The sequence below is a fragment of the Huintestinicola sp. genome, assembly GCF_051882455.1.
GTDB lineage: Bacteria > Bacillota > Clostridia > Oscillospirales > Ruminococcaceae > Huintestinicola.
The window spans coordinates 12990-34133 of sequence record NZ_JBJERV010000044.1 but is presented as its reverse complement, the minus strand read 5'-3'; the positions used below and the strand labels follow the sequence as shown (position 1 = coordinate 34133).

Here is a 21144-nt window from a genome sequence, read left to right as displayed (position 1 = left end):
ATAATTTTTCGGGCAGCCGCTGACAGGGGTTATTGGTAATGTTATGTTATCCTGTTTCCCATTCGGCGGCTGCTTTTATTTATTGATGATAATAATACTAATAAAGGAGTTTTCATATATGAAAAAGCTTTTGTTTGTGTATAATCCACTCTCGGGCAAGGGTCAGATAAACGAACACCTTGCGGAAATTATCGACATTTTCACCAAGGGCGGCTATGAGGTCACTGCCCGACCCACCCAGGCAAGAAATGACGCATATGACACCGTCAGGTCTCGCGGGGGGGATTTTGACCTGGTAGTTTGCAGCGGCGGTGACGGTACCGCAAATGAAATGATAAAGGGAATGATCGACGGCGGTCATCACGTTCCTGTGGGAACTATCCCCGCAGGCACAATGAATGATTTTGCCACCAGTCTCGGTATTCCGAAATATATGCCCGATGCCGCACGGACTATTGTGAACGGTACCCCCGAGTTTGTGGACGTGGGCGCTTTCAACGACAGATATTTTACCTATGTTGCCGCTTTCGGCGTATTTACCGAGGTGAGCTACGCTACGGACCAGCAGCTAAAAAATTCCATCGGTGCTCTCGCTTATCTTATCGGCGCGGTCAAGGAAGCGGCGCAGAAATCCGACCTGAGCCACAAGTACACCCTGACCATTGAATGCAACGGTCAGAAGGTCACAGATGATTTTATTTACGGAATGGTGGCAAATTCCCTGTCGGTAGGCGGCATAAAGGGTCTTGCGGGCAAGGATATCCGTATGAATGACGGTCTTTTCGAGGGGCTTTTTATCAAGAAGCCTGCAACTCTTATCGAGCTTAATCAGATACTTGCGGCGCTTATAAAGCACGAATTTGACTCGCCGTTCATCTATTATTTCAAGTCATCGGAGTTCCATTTCCACGCCCACGAGGATATCCCCTGGACGCTTGACGGCGAATACGGCGGAAACTGCCCCGATATCAGCCTTTGTCCCCTGCACAACATTATGCGGATAATGGTGGATAAGTCCAGATGTCTGGGGCTTGACAGCATTGATACGGAATAATTTTTCCCGAAAGGACGGTTATTTTTATGAACCCTGATTTTGAAGCGGCGTCAGCAAGGGCGCAGCAGCTCAGAAAAGAGATAGAGCAGCATAATATAAGCTATTACGTGCTTGATGACCCTACGGTGGACGATTTCACCTATGACAGCCTGATGAACGAGCTGAAAGCGATCGAAGCTGAATATCCGCAGCTGGTGACGGAGGACTCACCCACCAAGCACGTGGGCGGCTATGCTCTCAACACCTTTGAAAAGGTGACACACGCGGTCCAGATGGGAAGTCTCCAGGACGTTTTTTCAAAGACGGAGATATGCTCATTTGCTGATAAGTGCCGAGAGGCTCTGGGAGAGGCTCCCCTCTTCACAGTTGAGCCGAAAATTGATGGTCTGTCCGTTTCACTGGAATACACAAACGGCGAATTTACCAGAGGTTCCACCCGCGGCGACGGATTTGTGGGCGAGGACGTGACCGCAAATCTTAAAACTATACGCTCTATTCCCAAAAAGCTCAGGGAGGATATCCCTTTTCTTGAGGTGAGGGGCGAGGTGTATATGCCCAGAAAATCCTTTGAAGAGGTTGTGGAGCAGCAGGAGCTTGACGGCGAAAAGCCATTTAAAAATCCCCGTAATGCTGCCGCAGGCTCACTTAGGCAGAAAGACCCGAAAATAACCGCCAAGCGTAAGCTTGACATTCTCATTTTCAACATTCAGCAGATAGAGGGCAGGGAGCTTTCCTCTCACCGAGAGTCTCTTGAGCTTCTGAGGGAACTCGGATTTCACGTTATCGACGATACGCCCGTTAAAACAAATGAGGAGCTTACCGAGCAGATAGACCGTATCGGAAACAGCCGCGACAGCTTTCCTTATGACATTGACGGCGCTGTGGTCAAGATAGACAGCTTTGCTCTTCGGGATAATCTGGGCGCTACCTCGAAATTTCCCAAATGGGCGGCGGCTTACAAATATCCTCCCGAGGAAAAGGAAACTAAGCTTTTGTCCATCGAGGTCAATGTGGGCAGGACGGGGGCTATCACCCCTACCGCTGTTTTCGAGCCTATCCAGCTGGCAGGCACTTCTGTGAGCAGGGCGGTGCTTCACAATCAGGAATTTATCTCCGAAAAGGATATCCGCATCGGCGACACTATCCTTGTGCGGAAAGCAGGCGAGATAATTCCCGAGGTGCTGCGCTCGGTGGCACATGAAGAAGGCTCTGTTCCCTACAGGCTCCCCGATGTATGTCCCGTCTGCGGCACGGCGGCGGTGAGGTTTGAGGACGAGGCGGCTCTCAGATGCCCGAACACCGAATGTCCCGCCCAGCAGTACAGAAATATCATTCATTTCTGCTCAAAGGGCGCTATGAACATTGACGGAATGGGTCCTGCGGTCATAAAGGCGCTCCTTGACAAAAAGCTTATTGAAACGGCGGCGGATATTTATTCCCTCAAAGCTGAGGACATCGCGGGGCTTGAGCGAATGGGAGAAAAGTCGGCGGCTAATCTTATTAACGCCATTGAAGAGTCGAAAAATGCTCCTCTGGACAGGGTCATATTCGCTCTGGGCATACGCAACATCGGCGCTGCGGCGGCAAAGCTTCTTTGTGCCAAATTCGACAGCATTGACGGGATCATGAACGCCACCGAAGAGGATATTTCCGAGATAGACGGCTTCGGCGGAGTTATGAGCAGCAATGCGGTCAAGGCGTTTTCCGAGCCTCATTTCATTCATCTGATAAACCGTCTTAAAGCTGCGGGCGTAAAGATGGAGTACAAAAAAGAGGTGAAGGACGACCGTTTTGCGGGGCTTACCTTTGTTCTGACGGGAACGCTCCCCACCTTAAAGCGGGACGAGGCTAAGAAGATCATCGAAAGCTTCGGCGGCAAGGCGAGCGGCTCTGTTTCAAAGAAAACGGACTACGTTCTTGCGGGCGAGGAGGCAGGCAGCAAGCTTGTGAAGGCGCAGGAGCTGGGTATCAAAATAATCTCCGAAGAAGAATTTATTAAAATGACGGAATGAATTATAAATGATACTAATCTTTAATCGTTCTGTAGACAAAGGCGGCAGATAGAACGCTGCCAATCTAGGAAAGCGACCGCAGGCGGGCTGTCGCCCGGCAAGGGAGCTTGACGACGAGTGGCTGCGTTATAGCTGTCGAATTTGTCTATAGGTTGATTAAAGATTAGTATGAAGCAAGCCCCGGGAGGAAGGTTTCCCGGGGCTTGCTCTTCTGCCTGTCAGCGGACAGGCAGAAATTTTTTATTGTCATTTCGAACAAATTTTCCAAAAGGACTTGACATTCAGAAACATCTGTGCTATAATAAACATATCATCACATTTATTTCTTCTTTATCCACTTGACCAGCAGGTATACTCCCCCGCCGATAAGAAGCACTATTATGCACATAACGGCAGGGATAAATTTCAGCATTTCTTCGTTCAGAAAATCCATAGTTATGCCTCAAATCTGAAGGACTTGAAATCAAAGTCGCTGCCGGGAAGGAACGCAAAGGACACCTTGCATTTTCCGCTTATTCCCGAAAGGTCGAAGCTCTCGGGGGTGTATTCGGCTGCGCCCTTGAACTCGGCAAGGACTCTCGCTTCCGTATCGCCTGTGAAGATAACGTGGATACTGTTGACGGGGAGCGCCGACTTTCCTGTTATTACCACTCTTGCGGGGGATTTTTCCGTAAAGTCAAATTCGCCGAAGTTCAGCATTACGTTGTTGCCGATACCCGTTACTGCGTCAGGCTCAACGGTGAATTTATCGCCGTATATCTCATCGCGGTCTACTGCGTTTATTTCCGCAAATTCCTTTACGGGCTTTTCAAATACAAAGCCGCCTACATCGTATCTGTCATCGGACTCCATAACGAGAGTGTGAACGCCTGTGAGCTTCTTTGTGAGCTTGAAGGTCTCATTCTGATATGTGAGCCAGATGGGCTGCTTCCAGTAGGAGAAATCTCCGATAAGCTCGCCGCCTTCGTCCGGTCTGCCGTCATAGAAACGGATATTTACGGGGGTGGTGCAGTTTGCAAAGAAGGAGATGGTGATAGTGTCGCTGCCAAGCTTTCCGAAGTCCACGTTCTCAAAGCCGAACCAGCTCTTTTCGGAGGCAAATGCCGCGCCCCTTTCAATTCCGTTGGCAACGCTGCCGCCGGATACGGAATACAGTCCTGCGGTGACATATTCGTATGGGTCAAAGAAGGCTGCTCCAAGTCCCTCGCCTGTCATTCTGAACTGGGTGAGGATATGGTATTTATCTGTGCCGTTTTTGCAGAGCGCTCTGAGGTAAAATTCTCCGTCTCCTATGCATTTTACGGTGACGGTGCCATTTTCGGAGGAAACTATCTGTGCAATGTTGGAGGGTATTCCGAGGGCGGTGGTCACTTTATACTCGATATCCCCTGCATAGGTCGAATTTGCGGGATATAGCACAGTTTGGAAGGTTATTTCCTGCCTGTCGGGGGTAAAGGTGCGGCTGTCGCTGACAAGCTCTATCCTTCTCACGGGAATGTCATTCTCCCCTGCGGTGCAGTCAAATTCACGGGGGGTATTTTCCTCATTTGAAGAAGCTGTGCCGAATTTTACACCCGCTTCAACTGTTCTGAGGGTAATGCGGCTGTCGGGAAGTGAGGGTGAGCTTACGGTTACGGTTATTTCTCCCGCCTCCTCCTTGGGAGCGATAACTGCAAGAAGTCTGCCCGAGAAAAGGCGGCGTGATGTGCCCTTGTACTGCTCGTAATCCGTTGAGTCGCCGTTGTCAAGTCCCACAAGACGTCCTGCACCCTCTACGGTCACAAATGCGCGGTTATTGGCGTTGGCAACAAAATTGCCCTCGCTGTCAACTGCTTCGATATCAAGGAAAATAAGCTCCTCGCCGTCTGCTTTTACGTTATCATTTTCGGATGTTATGCGAAGCTCTGCTGTATCTCCGAAGGAACGCTGAACGTCCCTTGCTATCTCGCTGCCAAACTCGTCATAGGCAATGGCAAGAAGCTCGCCCTTTACGTATTCAAGAGTGGTATCAAGGGTAAGCTCGGTGCCGTGAAGATGGTCGATATCCTTCTCGCCCACCTTTTCACCATTAAGGAAAAGAGCTACCTTTGGAGCGTTTGATGTTACTCTTACGTCAATAAGCTGTCCCTCACCGAAATCCCAGTAGGGGAAAATGTGAACGAAAGGAGATTTTTTATAGTCTGTCCATTCGGCTCTGAAAATATATGCGCTGTCCTTGGGATAGCCTGCGGTATCGTACTGTCCGAAATAGCTGTTTTTGGTGCTGTAGGGGGTAGGTTCGCCTATGTAGTCAAAGCCTGTCCAGATAAACTGTCCTGCGCAGAACTCTGCGTCACGGTCGGGGATTATGCAGGCTTCGGTATTCTTTGCTGCCCAGCCGGGTGTGGAATTTCCGAGAGAGGAGCACTGCTCATCGTCCTCGCAGAGTATCTGCTCGGAATAAGGGAAATGGTATATTCCGCGGCTCTGGACTACGGAAGATGTTTCGGAGCCGTATATCATCCAGTCGGGATGAGCCTTGTGATGCTCGTCATAAAGGCGCTCCGCATAGTTATAGCCTGCAAGCTTAACAATATCTGCACAGCGCTGTGCGCCCTCCCACTGCATATAGTTGGAGCCAATGGTCACATAGCCGTTTGCTCTTGGGTCGTGGAGACGGACAAGGTACATGAGCTTGGAGGCTATCTCCTGACCGTGGTCATCGGCGTGGGTGTCGTATATCTCATTTCCCAGGCTCCAGCCGATGAGGCAGGGGTGATTTCTGTCGCGTCTTACCCATGAAGCCGCGTCCTTTTCTATCCAGTCGGGGAAGAAACGGGCATAGTCATAGTCCGTCTTGCTTCTTTCCCACATATCAAAGCCTTCGGCAAGTACAAGGAAGCCCATTTCGTCGCAAAGCTCCATAAGCTCGACGGCAGGCATATTATGGCTTGTACGGATAGCGTTTATTCCCATTTCACGAAGCTTTTTAAGCTTTCTTCTTATTGCAGAGCGGTTTACGGCAGCTCCCAGTGCGCCTAAGTCGTGATGCTCGCAGCAGCCGTGGAGCTTTACGTGTCTGCCGTTGAGGAAAAAGCCCTTGTCGCAGGTGAACTCTGCCTTGCGAAGTCCGAATTTGTTATGTACGATATGAATTACCTCGCCGTCCTTTACAAGCTCGGTAGTGAGGGAATAGAGATGGGGGGCTTCAATATCCCAGAGGACGGGGTCGGGTATCTGCATGGTCACGGTATTTGAGCCGAGGCTTGCGCCCTTTATGCGGACAGGCTTGGGGAATGCCATATCGTCACAGGCATTGCAGGGATATGTGCTTGTGCAGACAGCCTGATCGCCGTCAAATATGGTTTCTCTTATCTGAAGTCCTGCGACTGCCATTCCTTTGGGACGGGCCGTTTCGGCGGTAACGGTAACATTGCCCTCTGTGTCGGCGCTTATGTAAACTCCGTCGCTGAGGATATGACAGTCGGGATAGGTTTTGAGCCATACTTTGCGGTAAATTCCTGCGCCCGAATACCATCTTGAATTGGGGCTCTGATAATCTACGCGGACAGTGATAAGATTTTCGCCATCTTTCAGAAGGTCGGTTATATCAAACTCAAAGGTGGAATAGCCGTATTTCCACTCACCTGCAAGCTCGCCGTTAACATATACTCTGCTGTCCATATATACGCCCTCGAAGCGCAGGGCTGTATGCATACCCTCCTTAACATTATGAGTGAAGGTCTTTCTGTACCAGCCTGTGGAAGTTTCATAGAGGTTTTTGGTATCATGTATCAGCCAGTCGTGGGGAATATCCACCTTTTGCCAGTCAAGAGAGTCGGAATATTCGGTTCCAAGAGGATTTTTGGAATATTCCCAGTCATTGCAGAAAAGTGTCTCGAATATTGTCATACTGTATTTGATATGAGCCATTTTCATACCGCCTTTCATTTAAGTTAAGTCGCTGATGAATTTATTATGATTTGCAGAAAATTCTGTTCAACGATTACATTACTTTGATTATAACGTTTTATCCCCATTTTGTCAATATGATATTTTTTATATTCCCCCGGAAAAGTATAAACATATTTAACTCGGTATGATTTTTGATAATTATAGAAATTGTTGTTTACAAAGCTAAAAAAATATGGTATAATAAAACAAAAGTACCCTGAAAAGGAAGCATTGAAATGAACAAAAAATCTTCAAAGGCACAAAGGTCAAGGATTGGCGTTACAGTTTTTTTTGCTGCTGTTATTGCTGTGAGTATATTTCTGCTTGTGAAAAAGGAAAGTGATGTGGAGGTCATTGACGCCGACAACACGCTGCCTGTCAGCCGCGGGGAGACGGACATCATTCCCGAGGAGACCGTTTCTCAGAGCTATGGTCACGATATTGAACAGTGGGCTCCTCCCGAGGAACTGCAGGAGACTGAGACCGCCGCCGTCAATCCCGAAACGGACGCTCCCGAGGATACGGACATTGACGAACCGGACGAGACAGATGAAGAGACCGCTGCCACAACATCGAGGACTATTATCACAAGCAGGCAGCGAAAGGAATATGACAGCAACAGCGTTTACATCGATATGGCTAATATCCTGCAAAATCCCGAGCTGCCTGTGGGCTGCGAGATAACCGCTCTCACAATACTGCTGAATTACTACGGCTTTGACGCTGAGAAAACCGATATGGCAAGGAATTATCTCCCCACCTCCTGGGGAAATCCCCGTACCGTTGACGGGAAGTTCTACAAGGACAGCTTCTTTGATTATTTCATCGGAGACCCGTTTTCAAAGGGCTACGGCTGCTTCTCTCCTGCCATTGAAAAGGCGGCTAATGCTTACATATCCTCCCACGGCGGCGGTTATACGGTGAAGAATATTTCGGGCTGTCACCCCGATACGCTGTATGAATATCTTATTGCGGGGACTCCCGTGCTTTGCTGGGCGACTGACGGTATGATAGAGCCTGAGTATTACGAGACCTGGTATGACAATGCTACGGGCGAGCAGCTTGACTGGTATCTGAATGAGCACTGCTTTGTGCTGGCAGGCTTTAATATCGCAAACTCCACGGTCACTCTCAATGACCCGATGAAGGGTATCATCGACTACAATATCGACAGGTTTGAGGTCAGGTTCAAGCAGATGCATTCTCAGGCGATAGTGCTTATTCCCGAGGGCGGTGAGGAGATAACGACTCAGGCGGTGACAGAGCCTCCCGTTTCCGAAAGCGAAAGCATTACCGAGCAGACTGCCGAGACCCTTCCCTCCGAAACGGCTCCGGAAACGACTTCGGAAACTATTGCAGAAACGGATTCTTCTTCCGAAACATTTTCCGAGAGCGAAACATCTGAAACCACAACATATGTTGACACCGATTTTTATACGGGGACTTTTGTGTAAGCTAAGGAGGAACGAAAGTGGACAGAATTATTATTAGAAATGAAACGGAAAGCGATCACAGAGAGGTTGAAACGCTTATCAGAGAGGCTTTCTGGAATTTAAACGTTCCGGGGTGCGATGAGCATTATCTGGCGCATATGATCAGAAGTCACTATGATCTTATCCCCGAGCTTGACCTTGTGGCAGAGCTGGACGGGCGTATTATCGGCAGTGTAATGTACACAAGGTCCCATCTTACGGACGAGTCGGGGAATGAGATGGAAACGCTTACCTTCGGTCCTTTGGCGGTGCTTCCCGGATATCAGAGAATGGGCGTGGGCAAGGCGTTGCTTGAACGTTCATTTGAAATTGCACGTAATATGGGGTATGAGGTTATTGTTATTTTCGGTTCCCCTGCAAATTATATCGCAAGAGGCTTTAAAAGCTGCAAAAAGTTCAATATCTGTCCGGAGGGGAATATTTTCCCCACGGCTATGCTTGTGAAGGAGCTGAAGGAAGGCGCTCTTGACGGCAGGAAAATGACATTTCACGAAAGCATCGCTTTTAATTATGACTGCGCGGAGGCTGAGAAATTTGACAGTCTTTTCCCACCGAAGCAAAAGGAATACCGCGCAAGTCAGGAGGAATTTTATATTTACAGCCATTCGTCTGTCAACTGAAAAGGAGTTTAAAAATGTACATTGCAAATGATAAAAGATACGACAAGATGATATACAACCGCTGCGGAAAAAGCGGTCTCAAGCTTTCGGCAGTTTCTCTGGGCTTCTGGAAGAATTTCGGCAGCACGGGCTGCTTTGAGAATATGGAAAAAATGGTGCACACAGCCTTTGACCTGGGCATTACCCATTTCGACCTGGCAAATAATTACGGAAATCCCTATAACGGCAGCGCTGAGGAGAATTTCGGCAGGATACTTGACGGTATGAGGAGCTATCGTGACGAGATGTGCATTTCCACAAAGGCAGGATATGAAATGTGGGAGGGTCCCTACGGCGACAGAAACGGCTCAAGAAAATATCTTACCGCGTCCCTGGACCAGAGCCTTAAACGTATGAAGCTTGATTATGTGGATATTTTCTATCACCACGTATTCGACCCCAACACTCCCCTTGAGGAGACTGCTCTCGCTCTGGACAATGCGGTCAGGCAGGGAAAGGCTCTTTATGTGGGAATTTCAAATTACAACAAGGCTCAGACAGAGGAAATCATGAATATTTTCAAGGAGCTCCACACTCCGTTTATCGTAAATCAGCCTTCTTACTCTATGCTCAACAGATGGGTGGAAAGCGACGGTCTGGACAGCTTTGCACTTGAAAACGGCATTGGGCTTGCAGTGTTCTCTCCCCTTTATCAGGGCTTTCTTACCGACAGATATTTAAAGGAAGTTCCCAAGGATTCGAGAGTGGGCAGGGGCGACACCTGGATAGGAGGTCAGCTTGACGAAAAGATGATATCCCGTCTGAACGCTCTGAACGCGGTTGCCGCAAGGAGAGGGCAGAAGCTTTCTCAGATGGCGCTGTCCTGGGTGCTGTCCAACAAGGCGGTTGCAACGGTGCTTATCGGTGCCAGCCGTCCCGAACAGATAGAGGAAAATGTTCGGTGCATCGAGAAGATAGAATTTTCCGATGAGGAAAGGGCTGAAATAGAGAATATCCTCGGAAATTAAATTTTGGGTACCATAAGGCATCTGAAGCTGTAAGTGCAGTCTGCAGTTTCAGATGCCTTTTTTATCTATTATATTTTCAGATTTTGCAAATTTATTTTTAGAATTATTCATTATTGTTCTATTCATTTTTGAATAGTTATTATTTTTAAAGTACATAAACACCTGTAAAGCGCCTATATATCGCGGTTATTGGCACAAATTCATTTCTGACTATAAATCAAGATTTTTGCAATTTACTCTTGACAAAGTTGCATAAATAGATATAATAATAATCAGAACGATAAACATTCCCGATATCGGGAACACTTACCGCCTATTATTTTTTATAAAAGAGGTAATCATTATGTTAAACTGCCAGCCGCCCAGTGCATCGGGTTCTCCCCGTTTCTGCAATATGGGCAATTTTATGAGACTTCCCAGAGCCGAAAGCGCAGAGGGTCTTGATTTTGCCATCGTGGGCATCCCCTTTGATACAGCCGCTTCCTTCCGTCCCGGCGCAAGGTTCGGTCCCAACGGCGTGAGAAACATTTCCGCTATGATAAAGCCAAACAACATTCCTATGGGAGTAAATATCATGGACTCCCTCAAGGGTGCCGATCTTGGCGATGTTCCCGTTATCCCCGATTACATTCACGAGACATATGCCGCCATTGAGGAGACTATCTCGGGAGTTATCGGCTGCGGAGCAGTCCCCATCAGCATCGGAGGAGACCACGCCGTTACCCTCGGCGAGCTTCGTGCCGCAGCAAAGGCGCATGGAAAGGTGGCTCTTGTGCATTTTGATTCCCATCTTGACCTGTGCGACACGGTCTTCGGTCAGAAGTACAATCACGGAACGCCATTCAGACGCGCTCTTGAGGAAGGTCTTATCGATCCTTCGCATTCCATTCAGATAGGAATGAGAGGCTCCCTTTACGACCCCGACGATTTTAAAACCGCCGCAGAGCTTGGATTTAAGGTCATTCCCGGAGACCGGCTCCACAAAATGACCGCTGCGGAGCTTTCGGAGGAGATAAAGAAGAGAGTGGGAGATATGAAGGTGTTCCTCACCTTCGACATCGACTTCATCGACCCCGCATACGCTCCCGGAACAGGAACTCCCGAGGTCGGCGGATTTACATCTTTCGAAGCGCTGGAATTTGTCAGAGGTATGAAGGAGCTTAACTTCATAGGCTTCGATGTAGTCGAAGTTGCGCCTCCATACGACCATTCCGAGATAACGGCGTATATGGCTGCAAATCTCATATTTGAGTTTATGTCAATACTTGCATATCAGAAAAAGACGGGACAGAGAAAGTAATGGATAACAAGCTTTGGAAAGGGCTTTGTTACATAAATATATTTAGGAGGATATGAAAATGAAAAGGAAATCGGTATTTAAAAGGATCGCTGCGGCTGCAATGGCTGCCGCTATGGCAATCGGCTTTGCAGGCTGCTCATCATCATCGGGCACATCATCTGCTTCATCAGACGGACCTCTTACCCTGGACAAAATAAAGGCAAATGGAAAGCTTACCGTCGCAACGGAAGCTGCTTACGAGCCCTTCGAATATCTTGACGGCGAGAAGATAGTAGGCTACAATGCAGACCTTTTTGCTAAAATATGCGAGGATCTGGGCGTGGAGCTTGATTATATCGACCTTCCTTTCCAGGGCATTCTTGCAGGACTTGAAGCTAAGAAATATGACGTTGTCGGCGCTACTCTCGGAATTACCGCCGAAAGAGCGGGCAAATACACAATGACCTATCCCATCCAGAACGGCACTACCGTATTTGTAAAGCGCAAGAACGATGACTCCATTCAGTCAATTGCGGATATGGAGGGCAAAAAGGTGGGAACACAGACCTCCTGCTACAACGAAGCAGATACAAAGAAATATAACGAGCAGCTTATCGCAAACGGCGGCAGCGGATATGCGGAGCTCCTTACATACGACTCATTCCCCGAGGCATTTCTGGAGCTTAAAAACGGCAGGATCGACCTTGTGGCTCAGAACTATGCAAGCTGCGCTGCTGTTGTCAAGAACAATCCCGATGATTATGTAATAGTATCCGACGCAAGCGGCAATGCCGAGTATGTGGGCACAGATACCTGGGTAGGCTGGGCTGTTCGTCCCGAGGATACAGAGCTTTCCGAATTTATAAACTCCGAAATTCACAAATTCAAGGAGGACGGAACTCTCGCTGAGCTTCAGACCAAATGGTTCGGAGCAACTACTGAGCTTCCCGAGGAAAACTACATTCCCGCCGAATAAAGATCAGCATTTTCCACGGCTCTGTCACATGATCAGCGCTCTGTGACAGAGCCGATAATTTTACAGAAAGGCGGCTGTCAGATGGAAGGATTGAAAACCGTTCTGGAATATACGCCCCTGATACTGAAAGGGCTTGGATATACCGTCCTCGTATCGGTGGAAGCCATAATCATTGCGCTTATTATCGGAACTCTGCTTTCGGTGCTGCGTATGGGAGGAAATTCCCTGCCCTCAAGGATAGTCAAGGGTATCATCAAGGTATACATAAGCTTTGTAAGAGACACCCCCGTTCTGGTGCAGATATATATAATCTATCAGGCGCTTGCGGTAATGGGACTTAACCTTTCGGCTTATGTCTCGGGTGTTATCGCCCTCAGTCTCAACAGCGGCGGATTTATCGCAGAGATCATCAGAGGCGGACTTACTGCCATACCAAAGGGACAGACAGAAGCGGCTGCCGCTCTCGGAATGTCAAAGCCTAAGATACTTGCAAGAATAGTTTTCCCACAGGTATTTAAGATAGTTTCTCCCCAGCTAACAAGCGAATTTATCAACGTCATAAAGGTATCTCCCATGCTTTCCGTCCTTGCCATAGTGGAGCTTACAAGAACGGCGCAGAGACTTATTACCCAGACCTATGTGACTCTCCCCTTCTACATCGCAATTGCGGTACTGTACTTCATCGTTTGCGCAGGACTTGAGGAGATCGTTAAGCTTCAGAAGAAAAAAGCTTGAAGGAGGCACAGGCAATGAATGATTTTATCCATGTTGCAAGCATAAGCCTGCCGATGCTTTTACAGGGTCTGAGGCTTACCATCGAAATATCGGTGCTGTCAATAGTTTTCGCTTTTATCGGCGGTCTGGCTGTGGGATATATGTGCATTTCCCCCAACAAGCTCGTTGAAGGAACAGCCCGTGTATTTATAAAAATATTCCGCTGCACTCCATTTATGGTGCAGGTCTATCTTGCGTATTACGGTCTGCCCTCTCTGGGGATAAACGTTTCGGCATTCGGTACGGGAGTTCTTATACTCAGCCTTTATACCTCGGCATATGCCGCTGTTATCCTCGAAAGCGGTGTGAAGGCTATCCCCAAGGGACAATATGAAGCGGCGGCGGCTCTGGGTATGCCAAGGCTGAAAATACTGTACCGCATAATCCTTCCCCAGACTATCAGAATGATCGTCCCCTCACTTACGGGTCAGTTCGTTCAGACTGTGAAGGATTCGTCTATCCTCTCCATAATCACGGTTGCGGAGATGACTATGATGACAAAGGAAGCTATCGGCATCACGTTCAGCCCCCTTTTCGTATATATCTGCGCAGGAGTTCTTTACTGGGCGCTCAATCTTGTTATCGAATTTATTTCAGGCAGGATTGAAAAGAAATACAACCGTGTAAGAATATGAGAAAGGTCGGTGACAATTATGTCTGATACAAAGACTCCAATCATCTCCGTAAAAAATATGGCTAAAAGCTACGGCGAGCTTGCCGTTCTCAGGAAAATAGATATCGACATATACAAGGGACAGGTGGTAAGCGTTATCGGTCCCAGCGGAAGCGGCAAAAGCACATTTCTGCGCTGTCTCAACTATCTTGAGGAGATAACCTCGGGCGAGATAAGCATTAACGGTCAGACTATCAGAGGTATCTCCGAAGCAAAGGAGAACAAGAAGCTGAACGAAAAAGCTGCCAGGGAAATCCGCAAAAATGTGGGAATGGTTTTCCAGCAGTTTAACCTATGGCCCCATAAAACCGTGCTTGAAAATGTTATCGAATGTCCGATGCAGATAAAGAAAATAAAGAAAGAGGAAGCCGTTAAGACCGCTATGGAGCTGCTGAAAAAGGTCGGTATGGACGGAAAGGCGGACGCATATCCTCCGCAGCTTTCGGGCGGTCAGCAGCAGAGAGTGGCTATTGCAAGAACTCTTGCCATGAACCCCGAGGTCATACTTTTCGACGAGCCCACCTCCGCTCTCGACCCCGAATTTGTGGGAGAAGTCCTGGACGTTATGAAGGGACTTGCCAAGGCGGGCATGACTATGATCGTGGTAACGCACGAAATGGGCTTTGCCTCGGAGGTCTCCGACAGGGTATGCTTTATGGACGGCGGCTATGTCATTGAGGACGGCACTCCCGAAGAGGTATTCAAAAATCCAAAGAGCGACCGCGCTAAGCAGTTCTTCTCAAAAATTCTTAATGTATGATAAGAGACATATTATGGAAAAGATCGATTTTGAACTTATCGGAAATATCCTTGAACAGATACACCCGGGACTGACGATCGCAGACGAGAACGGCACCTTCGTTTATGCGGGACGGGAATATCTCGCTCTGGCAGGACTTTCACCCGAACAGATAATCGGCAAAAACACCACAAGCAGAGAGATAAATGAAATGTTTTCTCCCTGCGTCACAAGTATGGTGTTTGAGGAGAAAAAGAGGATAACCACCGTTCAGAAGGACGCAAGAGGAATAGAGAATTTCGTTACGGGAATACCAATTTTTGACGAAAATAAACGGCTTAAAATGATAGTCTGCTACTCCTCCTGGGACGTTAAAAGCACCGAAGACCTAAGACAGCGGTACGAAACGCTCAAAAGCGAAAACACAAGGCTTCTCGGCGAGATAGACCGTCTTGTAAGGCTCGGCAACATAAGCAGCAGCATTGTAAGGCGGAGCAGAAAATCTGCGGAGACCGTTTCTCTTATCAGAGTCTTTTCCGAAGCCGACTGCCCCGCATATATATACGGCCCTCCCGGCAGCGGAAGGTCATACACCGCAAGGCTCATCTATTCGGAAAAGGGCGCTGTGGGGAGCTGCAACTGTCAGCTTCTGGACGAGGAAACAGCGGAACGGGAGCTTTTCGGCAGCCGCGGAATTGTCAGCTCGGGTGGCTACAGAGCTGTAATGGTCAAAGGGATAGACACACTATCCCCCATTATGCAGCGCACCCTGATAAAGAAGTTCAGAGAATACAATGTTATCCCCATCGGCATTGCGGACGTGTCCCTAAGCGAGCTGAGGAGCCGCAGGAGCATTACATCGGAAATGTTCAGCTTCTTCCGACCCTATCAGGCGGAGGTACATTCAATAAACAGCTGCCCCGAGGACTTAAAATGCTTTATCGAATACTTTCTCAGTGAGTTCAACAGAAAGTATTCGAGAAACGTTAAGCTCCTCCCCAGGGCGATGAACTGCCTGCTGGGTCACGAATGGAAGGAAAACATCGACGAGATACGCTATACTGCGGAACGACTCGTTCTCACCGCCGAGGGGGATAGCATCGACATTTTCGACCTCCCGAAGGAATTTACCAGGCAGTCAAACGAGCTTTTCGCGGAAAGCGGTTCCCTTAAAAATATGCTGGAATTTTACGAGGGAGAGATAATAAATCAGCATTACAGCCGCTGTCATACATCTGTAGCTCTTGCCGAACGGCTGGGGATAAGCCAGGCGTCCGCTGTAAGAAAAATAAAGAAATATGTGAGACCCGAAGGAAACGGTACATATGGAAATTGATATTTTTGTAAATATCCTTGAGGTGACGGGCACTGTTGCATTCGCCTCATCGGGAGCGCTTACAGCCGTACAATGCGGAATGGACCTGCTGGGAGTAAATGTCCTTGCTCTGGTCACGGCGGCAGGAGGCGGCGTTATACGCGATATCATCATAGGGAGACTTCCTCCTGCAATGTTTTCATCTCCCCTGTGTATCCTTGTATCGCTTTTTACCGCAAATCTGATTTTTATAATTCTTAAAGCAGCCTGCAAAAAGAACAAGCTGTCCCGATTTACGGATATATATGACAGGATAATGCCTGTACTCGATACTGTGGGGCTTTCCGTCTTTACGGTCACGGGAATAAACGCAGGGATCGACCTGGGATACAGCACAAATTATTTCCTTCTTGTGTTCTCGGGCACGGTAACAGGCGTTGGCGGCGGAGTTATCAGGGATATTATGGCGGACAGAAAGCCTTATATCTTTGTCAGCCAGATATATGCCTGCGCTGCGGTAGTTGGAGCTGTCGTATTTCTCCCCGTTTATCACCTGTGCGGATTTATCGCCGCAGGAGCAGCCTGCTTTTTGACCGTTGCAGTGATACGCAGTCTGGCTATATTTTTCAGGTGGAACCTTCCTCATATCAGCAGTAAGAATTTCAGAAACAGCAAAGGAGAATGAGCGAAATGAAAAAATTTATAATCACCATAAGCAGAGAATTTGGCTGCAACGCCCGAGAGGTAGGACATATCCTTGCTTCAAAGCTTGATGTTCCCTTTTATGACAGAGACCTTGTGGATATGACCGCACAGAGGGCAGGCATAAGCTCCGATTCCTTTATCGATTCGGAAATGCTTCTTGACAGGCATCTTAAAGAACTGCTCAAGGCATTCAGCTACGGCTCCTCCACTTCATTCTATTCGGAAAAAGCCGTTATGGCGCAGGTCGATGTTATTAGGGAGCTGGCAGACAGAAAGCAGTCATGCATATTCTTCGGACGCTGCTCCGACTATATTTTAAGGGAATATCCCAACTGCCTGAACATCTTTCTGTACTCTCCCCTTGACCATAGAATAAAGCATATGTCCGAGGCTTACGACCTGACGGAAGCCGCAGCAGCAAAGCTTATAAAGCGTGTTGATCTCCAGCGGCACAATTACTACAAATACGTTACGGGCAAAAACCGCGGCGACAGGGACAACAAGCACATTATGCTCGATGTGAGCAATTTCGGCTGCGAGGGTACGGCTGATATTATCATAAGCGCCGTGAACCGGAAATACGGCGAATAAATAAAAAAGCAGGAGCAGAGCAATCCAGCCCGTATGGCTGCGGGGAGCTCTGCCCCTGTATTATTATACTCTTACCTCTGCCCTGCTGCCGCCGCTGATGTCCTTGGTAACTACTATCTGCTTTTCGATACGCTCTTTAAGCTCCGACACATGGGAGATAATGCCCACAAGCCTGCTGCCGCCGCCTATCTCGGAAAGCGCCTTTATCGCCTGCCTGAGCGACTCCTCATCAAGAGAGCCGAAGCCCTCGTCCACGAACATACAGTCAAGCTTTATGGCAGGAGCCGAGGACTGCACCTCGTCCGAAAGTCCCAGAGCCAGCGCAAGAGAAGCCTTGAAGGACTCGCCGCCCGAAAGAGACCGCACATCTCTCACAGTGCCGTTGTAATGGTCGAGAACGTCCAGCTCAAGTCCTCTCTGACCGCTGCCCTCTGCCTTATCCTGCTCTCTGCGTCTCAGCTCGTACTGATTGTCCGACATAATGAGCAGCCTGCGGTTTGCCCTTTCAAGTATCCTGTCAAGGAAATACATCTGCACATAGGTCTCAAAGCTTATCTTTGCCTTGCCCGCAAGTCTGCCGTTTGCAGTGTCCGAAAGAGCCATTGCAGCGGCGTATTTCTTTTCCGTCTCTGCCATCTCGGCGCACTGGGCATTTATCTGCTCAAGGGCGGAAATATTTGCACGGAGCCTGCCGCATATGACAATATTTTCAGCCGAAGCAGTTTCCTTTATGACCGTAAGCTCCCGACGTTTTTCTTCAAGCGCATCAAGATCCGCACCATCGGAATTTTCAAGCTGACTTTCAAGCTGCTCCTTCCGACCCTTTAAGGAGTCCGCAAGTGCAGAGTTTTGCTTGTATTTTTCCTCAGCAGCTTCATATTCCCGTTTAAGGCGGTCTTTTTCAGCCAGAAGCTTTGATATCTCTGCCTGCGCCGCAGCCTTGCTCTCAAAGCCCACCTCTGCCGAAAGCGTCTTTACCGTCTCACGTTTTTGTGCAAGGACAGCTTCATCGGAAGATATCAGGCTTTTAAGCTCGGAAATGCTGTCTTTTATTTCTCCTATCTTCTTTTCCACCGCAGGAACAGCCTCTGCTGCTGCTTTTTTCCGCCTGCTTCTTTCATTTTCGCGCTCAAGGAGCCCCGTTTTTTCGGATATCTCGCTGCTTATCCGCATAAGCTCGCCGTTAATATAGTCGTGGACAGAATTTTCATCACATCTGCCCGCAATACGCTCCCCTATCCATTTCCTGCCGTTTTCAAACCTGCCCCTTATCTCGCCGCAGCGGCTGCTTGCTTCGTTCATTAGCGCATTTTTCTGCTGAGCCGTATCTGCCGCAGCCTCCACCTGCTCCTTTGAGGGAGCAGACTGAGATTTGACCGCAGGTGAGGGGTGATGGACCGAGCCGCACACAGGACAGGGCATTCCCTCCGCAAGCTCCTGCGCCAGAATACCTGCCTGCTCATCGTGAAACGCCTTATTGAGCCGCTGATAATGCTCCTGCGCCCTCTCATATTCCTTTGACGCCGCAAGATAATTTTTCTTTTCCCTTTCTAGGCTTGCACGTATCCTGTCAAATTCATCTGCCGCACGTTTCAGCCTGTTCATTTCATCTTTTTCTGTGCCGAGCTTCTCCAGGGCATTATTCAGATTTGCAGCATTCTCCCCTGCATTTTCAAGCTCCGAAAGCTCATTTTTTAATTCGTGAAGCCTGTTTTCGCCCCTTGTCAGCTGCTCGGACTTCTGAGCTGCCGACAGGCTGTTATCGGATATCCGCTTTTCAAGCGCCGCCGCTTCCGAAGAAACGGTCTCAAGCTGCGTAAATTTATCAAGCTCATTTTTCAGCTTCTCAGCCTTTGCCGTAAGCTCGTCCCCTGCGGAGAGAGCCGTTTTTTTCTCTTTGAGACTGATCTCTGAAGCTTCAAGAACGGGTGAAAGCTCCTCAAGCCGCTTTTTTATGTCCGAGAGTGCGTCACGGGCTTCCTTTATTTTCTTGCCCTTGCCGATATTTTCAAGAACTGCACCAAGCTCCTTTTCAATATCCGAAAGCCTTGCCGAGCATTTCGTCTCGGCTTCCCTGTCCTCTGAAATAAGGGTTTCAATTATTGCCGATGCATCGTCAAAAGGCAGCTCGCCCCTTTTTGCCATCTCAAGTCTCGGGAAATATATGCTTCTTTCATCTGCCTGAACAGTCCCGATAAACCTTGCGGTTCCCGATCTCAGTGAGTCATACTCCTTTTTCAGCTCCAACGCTCTGCTTTTCAAAATATCCTGTATCTGCTTGTACTTTTCCGTCTTGAATATCTTTCTGAATATCTCCTGCCTGTCCGCCGTGCCTGCTAAAAGGAGCTTCAGAAAATCTCCCTGGGATATCATGGCTATCTGCATGAACTGGTCCCTGTCAATGCCGATAATATCCCGTACAGCCTTGTTGACCTCGCTTATCTTCCCGTCAAGCACCCTGCCGTCGGGATATGTGAGGCAAGCGGACGCCTTCTCCACCGTGACTCCCTCGCCCCTGCTCTTCGGGCGCTCATAGTCGGGATTTCGCCTTATGACATAAACCAAGCCTCTGTACTCAAAGGTAAGCTCCGCCACAGTGGGGATATCCCCTGCCGCATATTTGGAGCGGAGCATTTTCGGGTCCCTGTTTTCGCCGCTCGCCTCTCCGTAAAGAGCAAAGGTCAGAGCGTCAAAAATAGTAGTCTTGCCTGCTCCCGTGTCGCCTGTGATAAGGTAAAGTCCCTCTCTGCCAAGCTTGTCAAAATCTATCACAACAGCCCGTTCTCTGCTGCCCACATAGGGACCGAACGCCGTCATTTTAAGCTTTAAAGGTCTCATTTACATCTCCCACGCTTCCTTGATGATATCCTCCGCAAAAGCCGCCTGCTCCTCAGTCATAGGAGCATTGTTCTGCGCTTCGAAAAACTCCCCGAAAAGCTTTATCGGGTCCGTTTCCTGCACCTCAGCCGCTCCCGAAATGATATTCTGCCTGCGCGTGCGGGCGTTGTCATAGTCCATCTTCATAAGATTTCGGTAAACCATTCTCAGCTTTGAAACAGCGTCGGGGACATCGCTCTCATCGGTAAGAGTAATATGAACATAATCCTCTGTATAGCTCGTTCCCTCATAGAAGCTCCTGCTCATAAGCTCCTCATAGCTGCCTTTAAGTTCCACCATATCCCGAAGCGGGATAAGCTCCTCCGTCCTTACAGAAAGCGCTCCCTTTTCCAAAAGCTCTATGACGGTAACGGATTTTCTGTGACCCGCCTCGGAAAAGGAGTATTTAAGGGGCGTTCCGCAGTATCTTATCCTTTCCGAGCCGATATTCTGCGGACCATGGATATGCCCCAAAGCGGTATAGTCAAACTCCGAAAAAATATCCGCGGAAACATTATCCGTGCCGCCCACCGAGATCTCCTCCGAGTCCGAACGAAGCGCACCGGTAACGAACTGATGGGTAACAAGGATATTTCTCTCGGATGCATCAATTTCCAGATGTCTCACCGCCGTCTCCACCGCCGAGGAGTAGCTGTCAGTATCATCATCGGGATAAAACGCCCTCACCGATGAGGGCCTCAGAAATGGCAGCATATAAACATTTACCCTGCCGAAGCCGTCCTCCATAGCTACAGGACTTACTTTGCCGTTATAGACGGGAGAAAAATGTATACCGCTTGCGTCCATTATCCTCGAGCCGAAGGAAACTCTCTCCGCAGAGTCGTGATTTCCGCTTATGATAAAGGTCTGAATGTTTCTTTTAGCGATACCGCTTATAAAATCGTCAAACATCGCCACCGCTTCCGCAGGGGGCACGGTCTTGTCATAAATATCCCCCGCAATAATTATCCCGTCGGGCTTTTCTCTGTCAATTATGCCCGTTATACGCTCAAGGATATATCTCTGATCTTCTATCATGGAAAACTCATTGACCCTTATTCCAAGATGAAGGTCTGAGAGATGAATAAATTTCATA

General features: G+C 48.6%; 16 protein-coding genes. 13 read left to right on the top strand and 3 right to left on the bottom strand.

Going from position 1 to position 21144, the window contains the following annotated elements; genetic code table 11:
- The first annotated feature begins 118 nt into the window (after window positions 1-118).
- Together ACI4J0_RS06005 and ligA are read left to right on the top strand one after the other, a co-directional pair.
- Window positions 119-1054 (top strand): diacylglycerol/lipid kinase family protein, encoded by a 936-nt coding sequence (locus ACI4J0_RS06005; protein WP_439764905.1) that lies wholly within the window; start codon window positions 119-121, stop codon window positions 1052-1054.
- Between the two features lie 26 nt (window positions 1055-1080).
- Window positions 1081-3066 (top strand): NAD-dependent DNA ligase LigA, encoded by a 1986-nt coding sequence (ligA, locus tag ACI4J0_RS06000; protein ID WP_439764904.1) that lies wholly within the window; start codon window positions 1081-1083, stop codon window positions 3064-3066.
- A 435-nt stretch (window positions 3067-3501) separates the two neighbouring features.
- Here ligA and ACI4J0_RS05995 read toward each other — a convergent pair whose 3' ends face one another.
- Complete coding sequence (locus tag ACI4J0_RS05995; RefSeq protein WP_439764903.1) at window positions 3502-6978, bottom strand: glycoside hydrolase family 2 TIM barrel-domain containing protein; 3477 nt, start codon at window positions 6976-6978, stop codon at window positions 3502-3504.
- Window positions 6979-7235: 257 nt separating this feature from the next.
- On the opposite strand from ACI4J0_RS05995, the gene ACI4J0_RS05990 reads away from it, so the two are divergent.
- The 11 genes from ACI4J0_RS05990 to ACI4J0_RS05940 all read left to right on the top strand — a co-directional run bounded on the left by ACI4J0_RS05990 (window position 7236) and on the right by ACI4J0_RS05940 (window position 17171).
- A complete protein-coding gene (locus tag ACI4J0_RS05990) occupies window positions 7236-8453 on the top strand; it encodes a C39 family peptidase (RefSeq protein WP_439764902.1) in 1218 nt (405 codons plus the stop codon).
- 17 nt (window positions 8454-8470) lie between these two features.
- The gene (locus ACI4J0_RS05985; RefSeq protein ID WP_439764901.1) at window positions 8471-9112 is read left to right on the top strand and encodes a GNAT family N-acetyltransferase; all 642 of its coding nucleotides are present in this window, start codon (window positions 8471-8473) and stop codon (window positions 9110-9112) included.
- A gap of 14 nt (window positions 9113-9126) precedes the next feature.
- A complete protein-coding gene (locus ACI4J0_RS05980; RefSeq protein ID WP_439764900.1) occupies window positions 9127-10119 on the top strand; it encodes an aldo/keto reductase in 993 nt (330 codons plus the stop codon).
- 343 nt (window positions 10120-10462) lie between these two features.
- Window positions 10463-11419, top strand: coding sequence for an agmatinase (gene speB, locus ACI4J0_RS05975; protein WP_439764899.1), 957 nt, complete (start codon window positions 10463-10465; stop codon window positions 11417-11419).
- Window positions 11420-11477: 58 nt separating this feature from the next.
- Window positions 11478-12374: a transporter substrate-binding domain-containing protein gene (locus tag ACI4J0_RS05970; protein WP_439764898.1), complete on the top strand. Its 897-nt coding sequence runs from the start codon at window positions 11478-11480 to the stop codon at window positions 12372-12374.
- Window positions 12375-12455: 81 nt separating this feature from the next.
- The gene (locus ACI4J0_RS05965) at window positions 12456-13109 is read left to right on the top strand and encodes an amino acid ABC transporter permease (protein WP_439764897.1); all 654 of its coding nucleotides are present in this window, start codon (window positions 12456-12458) and stop codon (window positions 13107-13109) included.
- A 14-nt stretch (window positions 13110-13123) separates the two neighbouring features.
- Complete coding sequence (locus tag ACI4J0_RS05960) at window positions 13124-13783, top strand: amino acid ABC transporter permease (protein WP_439764896.1); 660 nt, start codon at window positions 13124-13126, stop codon at window positions 13781-13783.
- Window positions 13784-13801: 18 nt separating this feature from the next.
- Window positions 13802-14581, top strand: a complete 780-nt coding sequence (locus tag ACI4J0_RS05955; RefSeq protein ID WP_439764895.1) for an amino acid ABC transporter ATP-binding protein — start codon at window positions 13802-13804, stop codon at window positions 14579-14581.
- Between the two features lie 13 nt (window positions 14582-14594).
- The gene (locus ACI4J0_RS05950; RefSeq protein ID WP_439764894.1) at window positions 14595-15896 is read left to right on the top strand and encodes a PAS domain-containing protein; all 1302 of its coding nucleotides are present in this window, start codon (window positions 14595-14597) and stop codon (window positions 15894-15896) included.
- The gene (locus tag ACI4J0_RS05945) at window positions 15886-16560 is read left to right on the top strand and encodes a trimeric intracellular cation channel family protein (RefSeq protein ID WP_439764893.1); all 675 of its coding nucleotides are present in this window, start codon (window positions 15886-15888) and stop codon (window positions 16558-16560) included. The genes ACI4J0_RS05950 and ACI4J0_RS05945 overlap by 11 nt, the downstream gene beginning before the upstream one ends.
- A gap of 5 nt (window positions 16561-16565) precedes the next feature.
- On the top strand, window positions 16566-17171 hold the full coding sequence (locus ACI4J0_RS05940; protein WP_439764892.1) for an AAA family ATPase: 606 nt from the start codon (window positions 16566-16568) through the stop codon (window positions 17169-17171).
- 63 nt (window positions 17172-17234) lie between these two features.
- On the opposite strand, the gene ACI4J0_RS05935 is transcribed toward ACI4J0_RS05940, so the two are convergent.
- A complete protein-coding gene (locus ACI4J0_RS05935) occupies window positions 17235-20009 on the bottom strand; it encodes an AAA family ATPase (RefSeq protein WP_439764891.1) in 2775 nt (924 codons plus the stop codon).
- Window positions 20010-21143 (bottom strand): exonuclease SbcCD subunit D, encoded by a 1134-nt coding sequence (locus ACI4J0_RS05930; RefSeq protein WP_439764890.1) that lies wholly within the window; start codon window positions 21141-21143, stop codon window positions 20010-20012.
- Window position 21144 lies beyond the last annotated feature (1 nt).

What these genes read in the sequence shown, in the direction of transcription:
- ACI4J0_RS06005 (WP_439764905.1), top strand. Translation starts at nt 119, where the DNA reads ATGAAAAAGCTTTTGTTTGTGTATAATCCACTCTCGGGCAAGGGTCAG.
- ligA (WP_439764904.1), top strand. Translation starts at nt 1,081, where the DNA reads ATGAACCCTGATTTTGAAGCGGCGTCAGCAAGGGCGCAGCAGCTCAGA.
- ACI4J0_RS05995 (WP_439764903.1), bottom strand. Translation starts at nt 6,978, where the DNA reads ATGGCTCATATCAAATACAGTATGACAATATTCGAGACACTTTTCTGC.
- ACI4J0_RS05990 (WP_439764902.1), top strand. Translation starts at nt 7,236, where the DNA reads ATGAACAAAAAATCTTCAAAGGCACAAAGGTCAAGGATTGGCGTTACA.
- ACI4J0_RS05980 (WP_439764900.1), top strand. Translation starts at nt 9,127, where the DNA reads ATGTACATTGCAAATGATAAAAGATACGACAAGATGATATACAACCGC.
- speB (WP_439764899.1), top strand. Translation starts at nt 10,463, where the DNA reads ATGTTAAACTGCCAGCCGCCCAGTGCATCGGGTTCTCCCCGTTTCTGC.
- ACI4J0_RS05970 (WP_439764898.1), top strand. Translation starts at nt 11,478, where the DNA reads ATGAAAAGGAAATCGGTATTTAAAAGGATCGCTGCGGCTGCAATGGCT.
- ACI4J0_RS05965 (WP_439764897.1), top strand. Translation starts at nt 12,456, where the DNA reads ATGGAAGGATTGAAAACCGTTCTGGAATATACGCCCCTGATACTGAAA.
- ACI4J0_RS05960 (WP_439764896.1), top strand. Translation starts at nt 13,124, where the DNA reads ATGAATGATTTTATCCATGTTGCAAGCATAAGCCTGCCGATGCTTTTA.
- ACI4J0_RS05955 (WP_439764895.1), top strand. Translation starts at nt 13,802, where the DNA reads ATGTCTGATACAAAGACTCCAATCATCTCCGTAAAAAATATGGCTAAA.
- ACI4J0_RS05950 (WP_439764894.1), top strand. Translation starts at nt 14,595, where the DNA reads ATGGAAAAGATCGATTTTGAACTTATCGGAAATATCCTTGAACAGATA.
- ACI4J0_RS05945 (WP_439764893.1), top strand. Translation starts at nt 15,886, where the DNA reads ATGGAAATTGATATTTTTGTAAATATCCTTGAGGTGACGGGCACTGTT.
- ACI4J0_RS05940 (WP_439764892.1), top strand. Translation starts at nt 16,566, where the DNA reads ATGAAAAAATTTATAATCACCATAAGCAGAGAATTTGGCTGCAACGCC.
- ACI4J0_RS05935 (WP_439764891.1), bottom strand. Translation starts at nt 20,009, where the DNA reads ATGAGACCTTTAAAGCTTAAAATGACGGCGTTCGGTCCCTATGTGGGC.
- ACI4J0_RS05930 (WP_439764890.1), bottom strand. Translation starts at nt 21,143, where the DNA reads ATGAAATTTATTCATCTCTCAGACCTTCATCTTGGAATAAGGGTCAAT.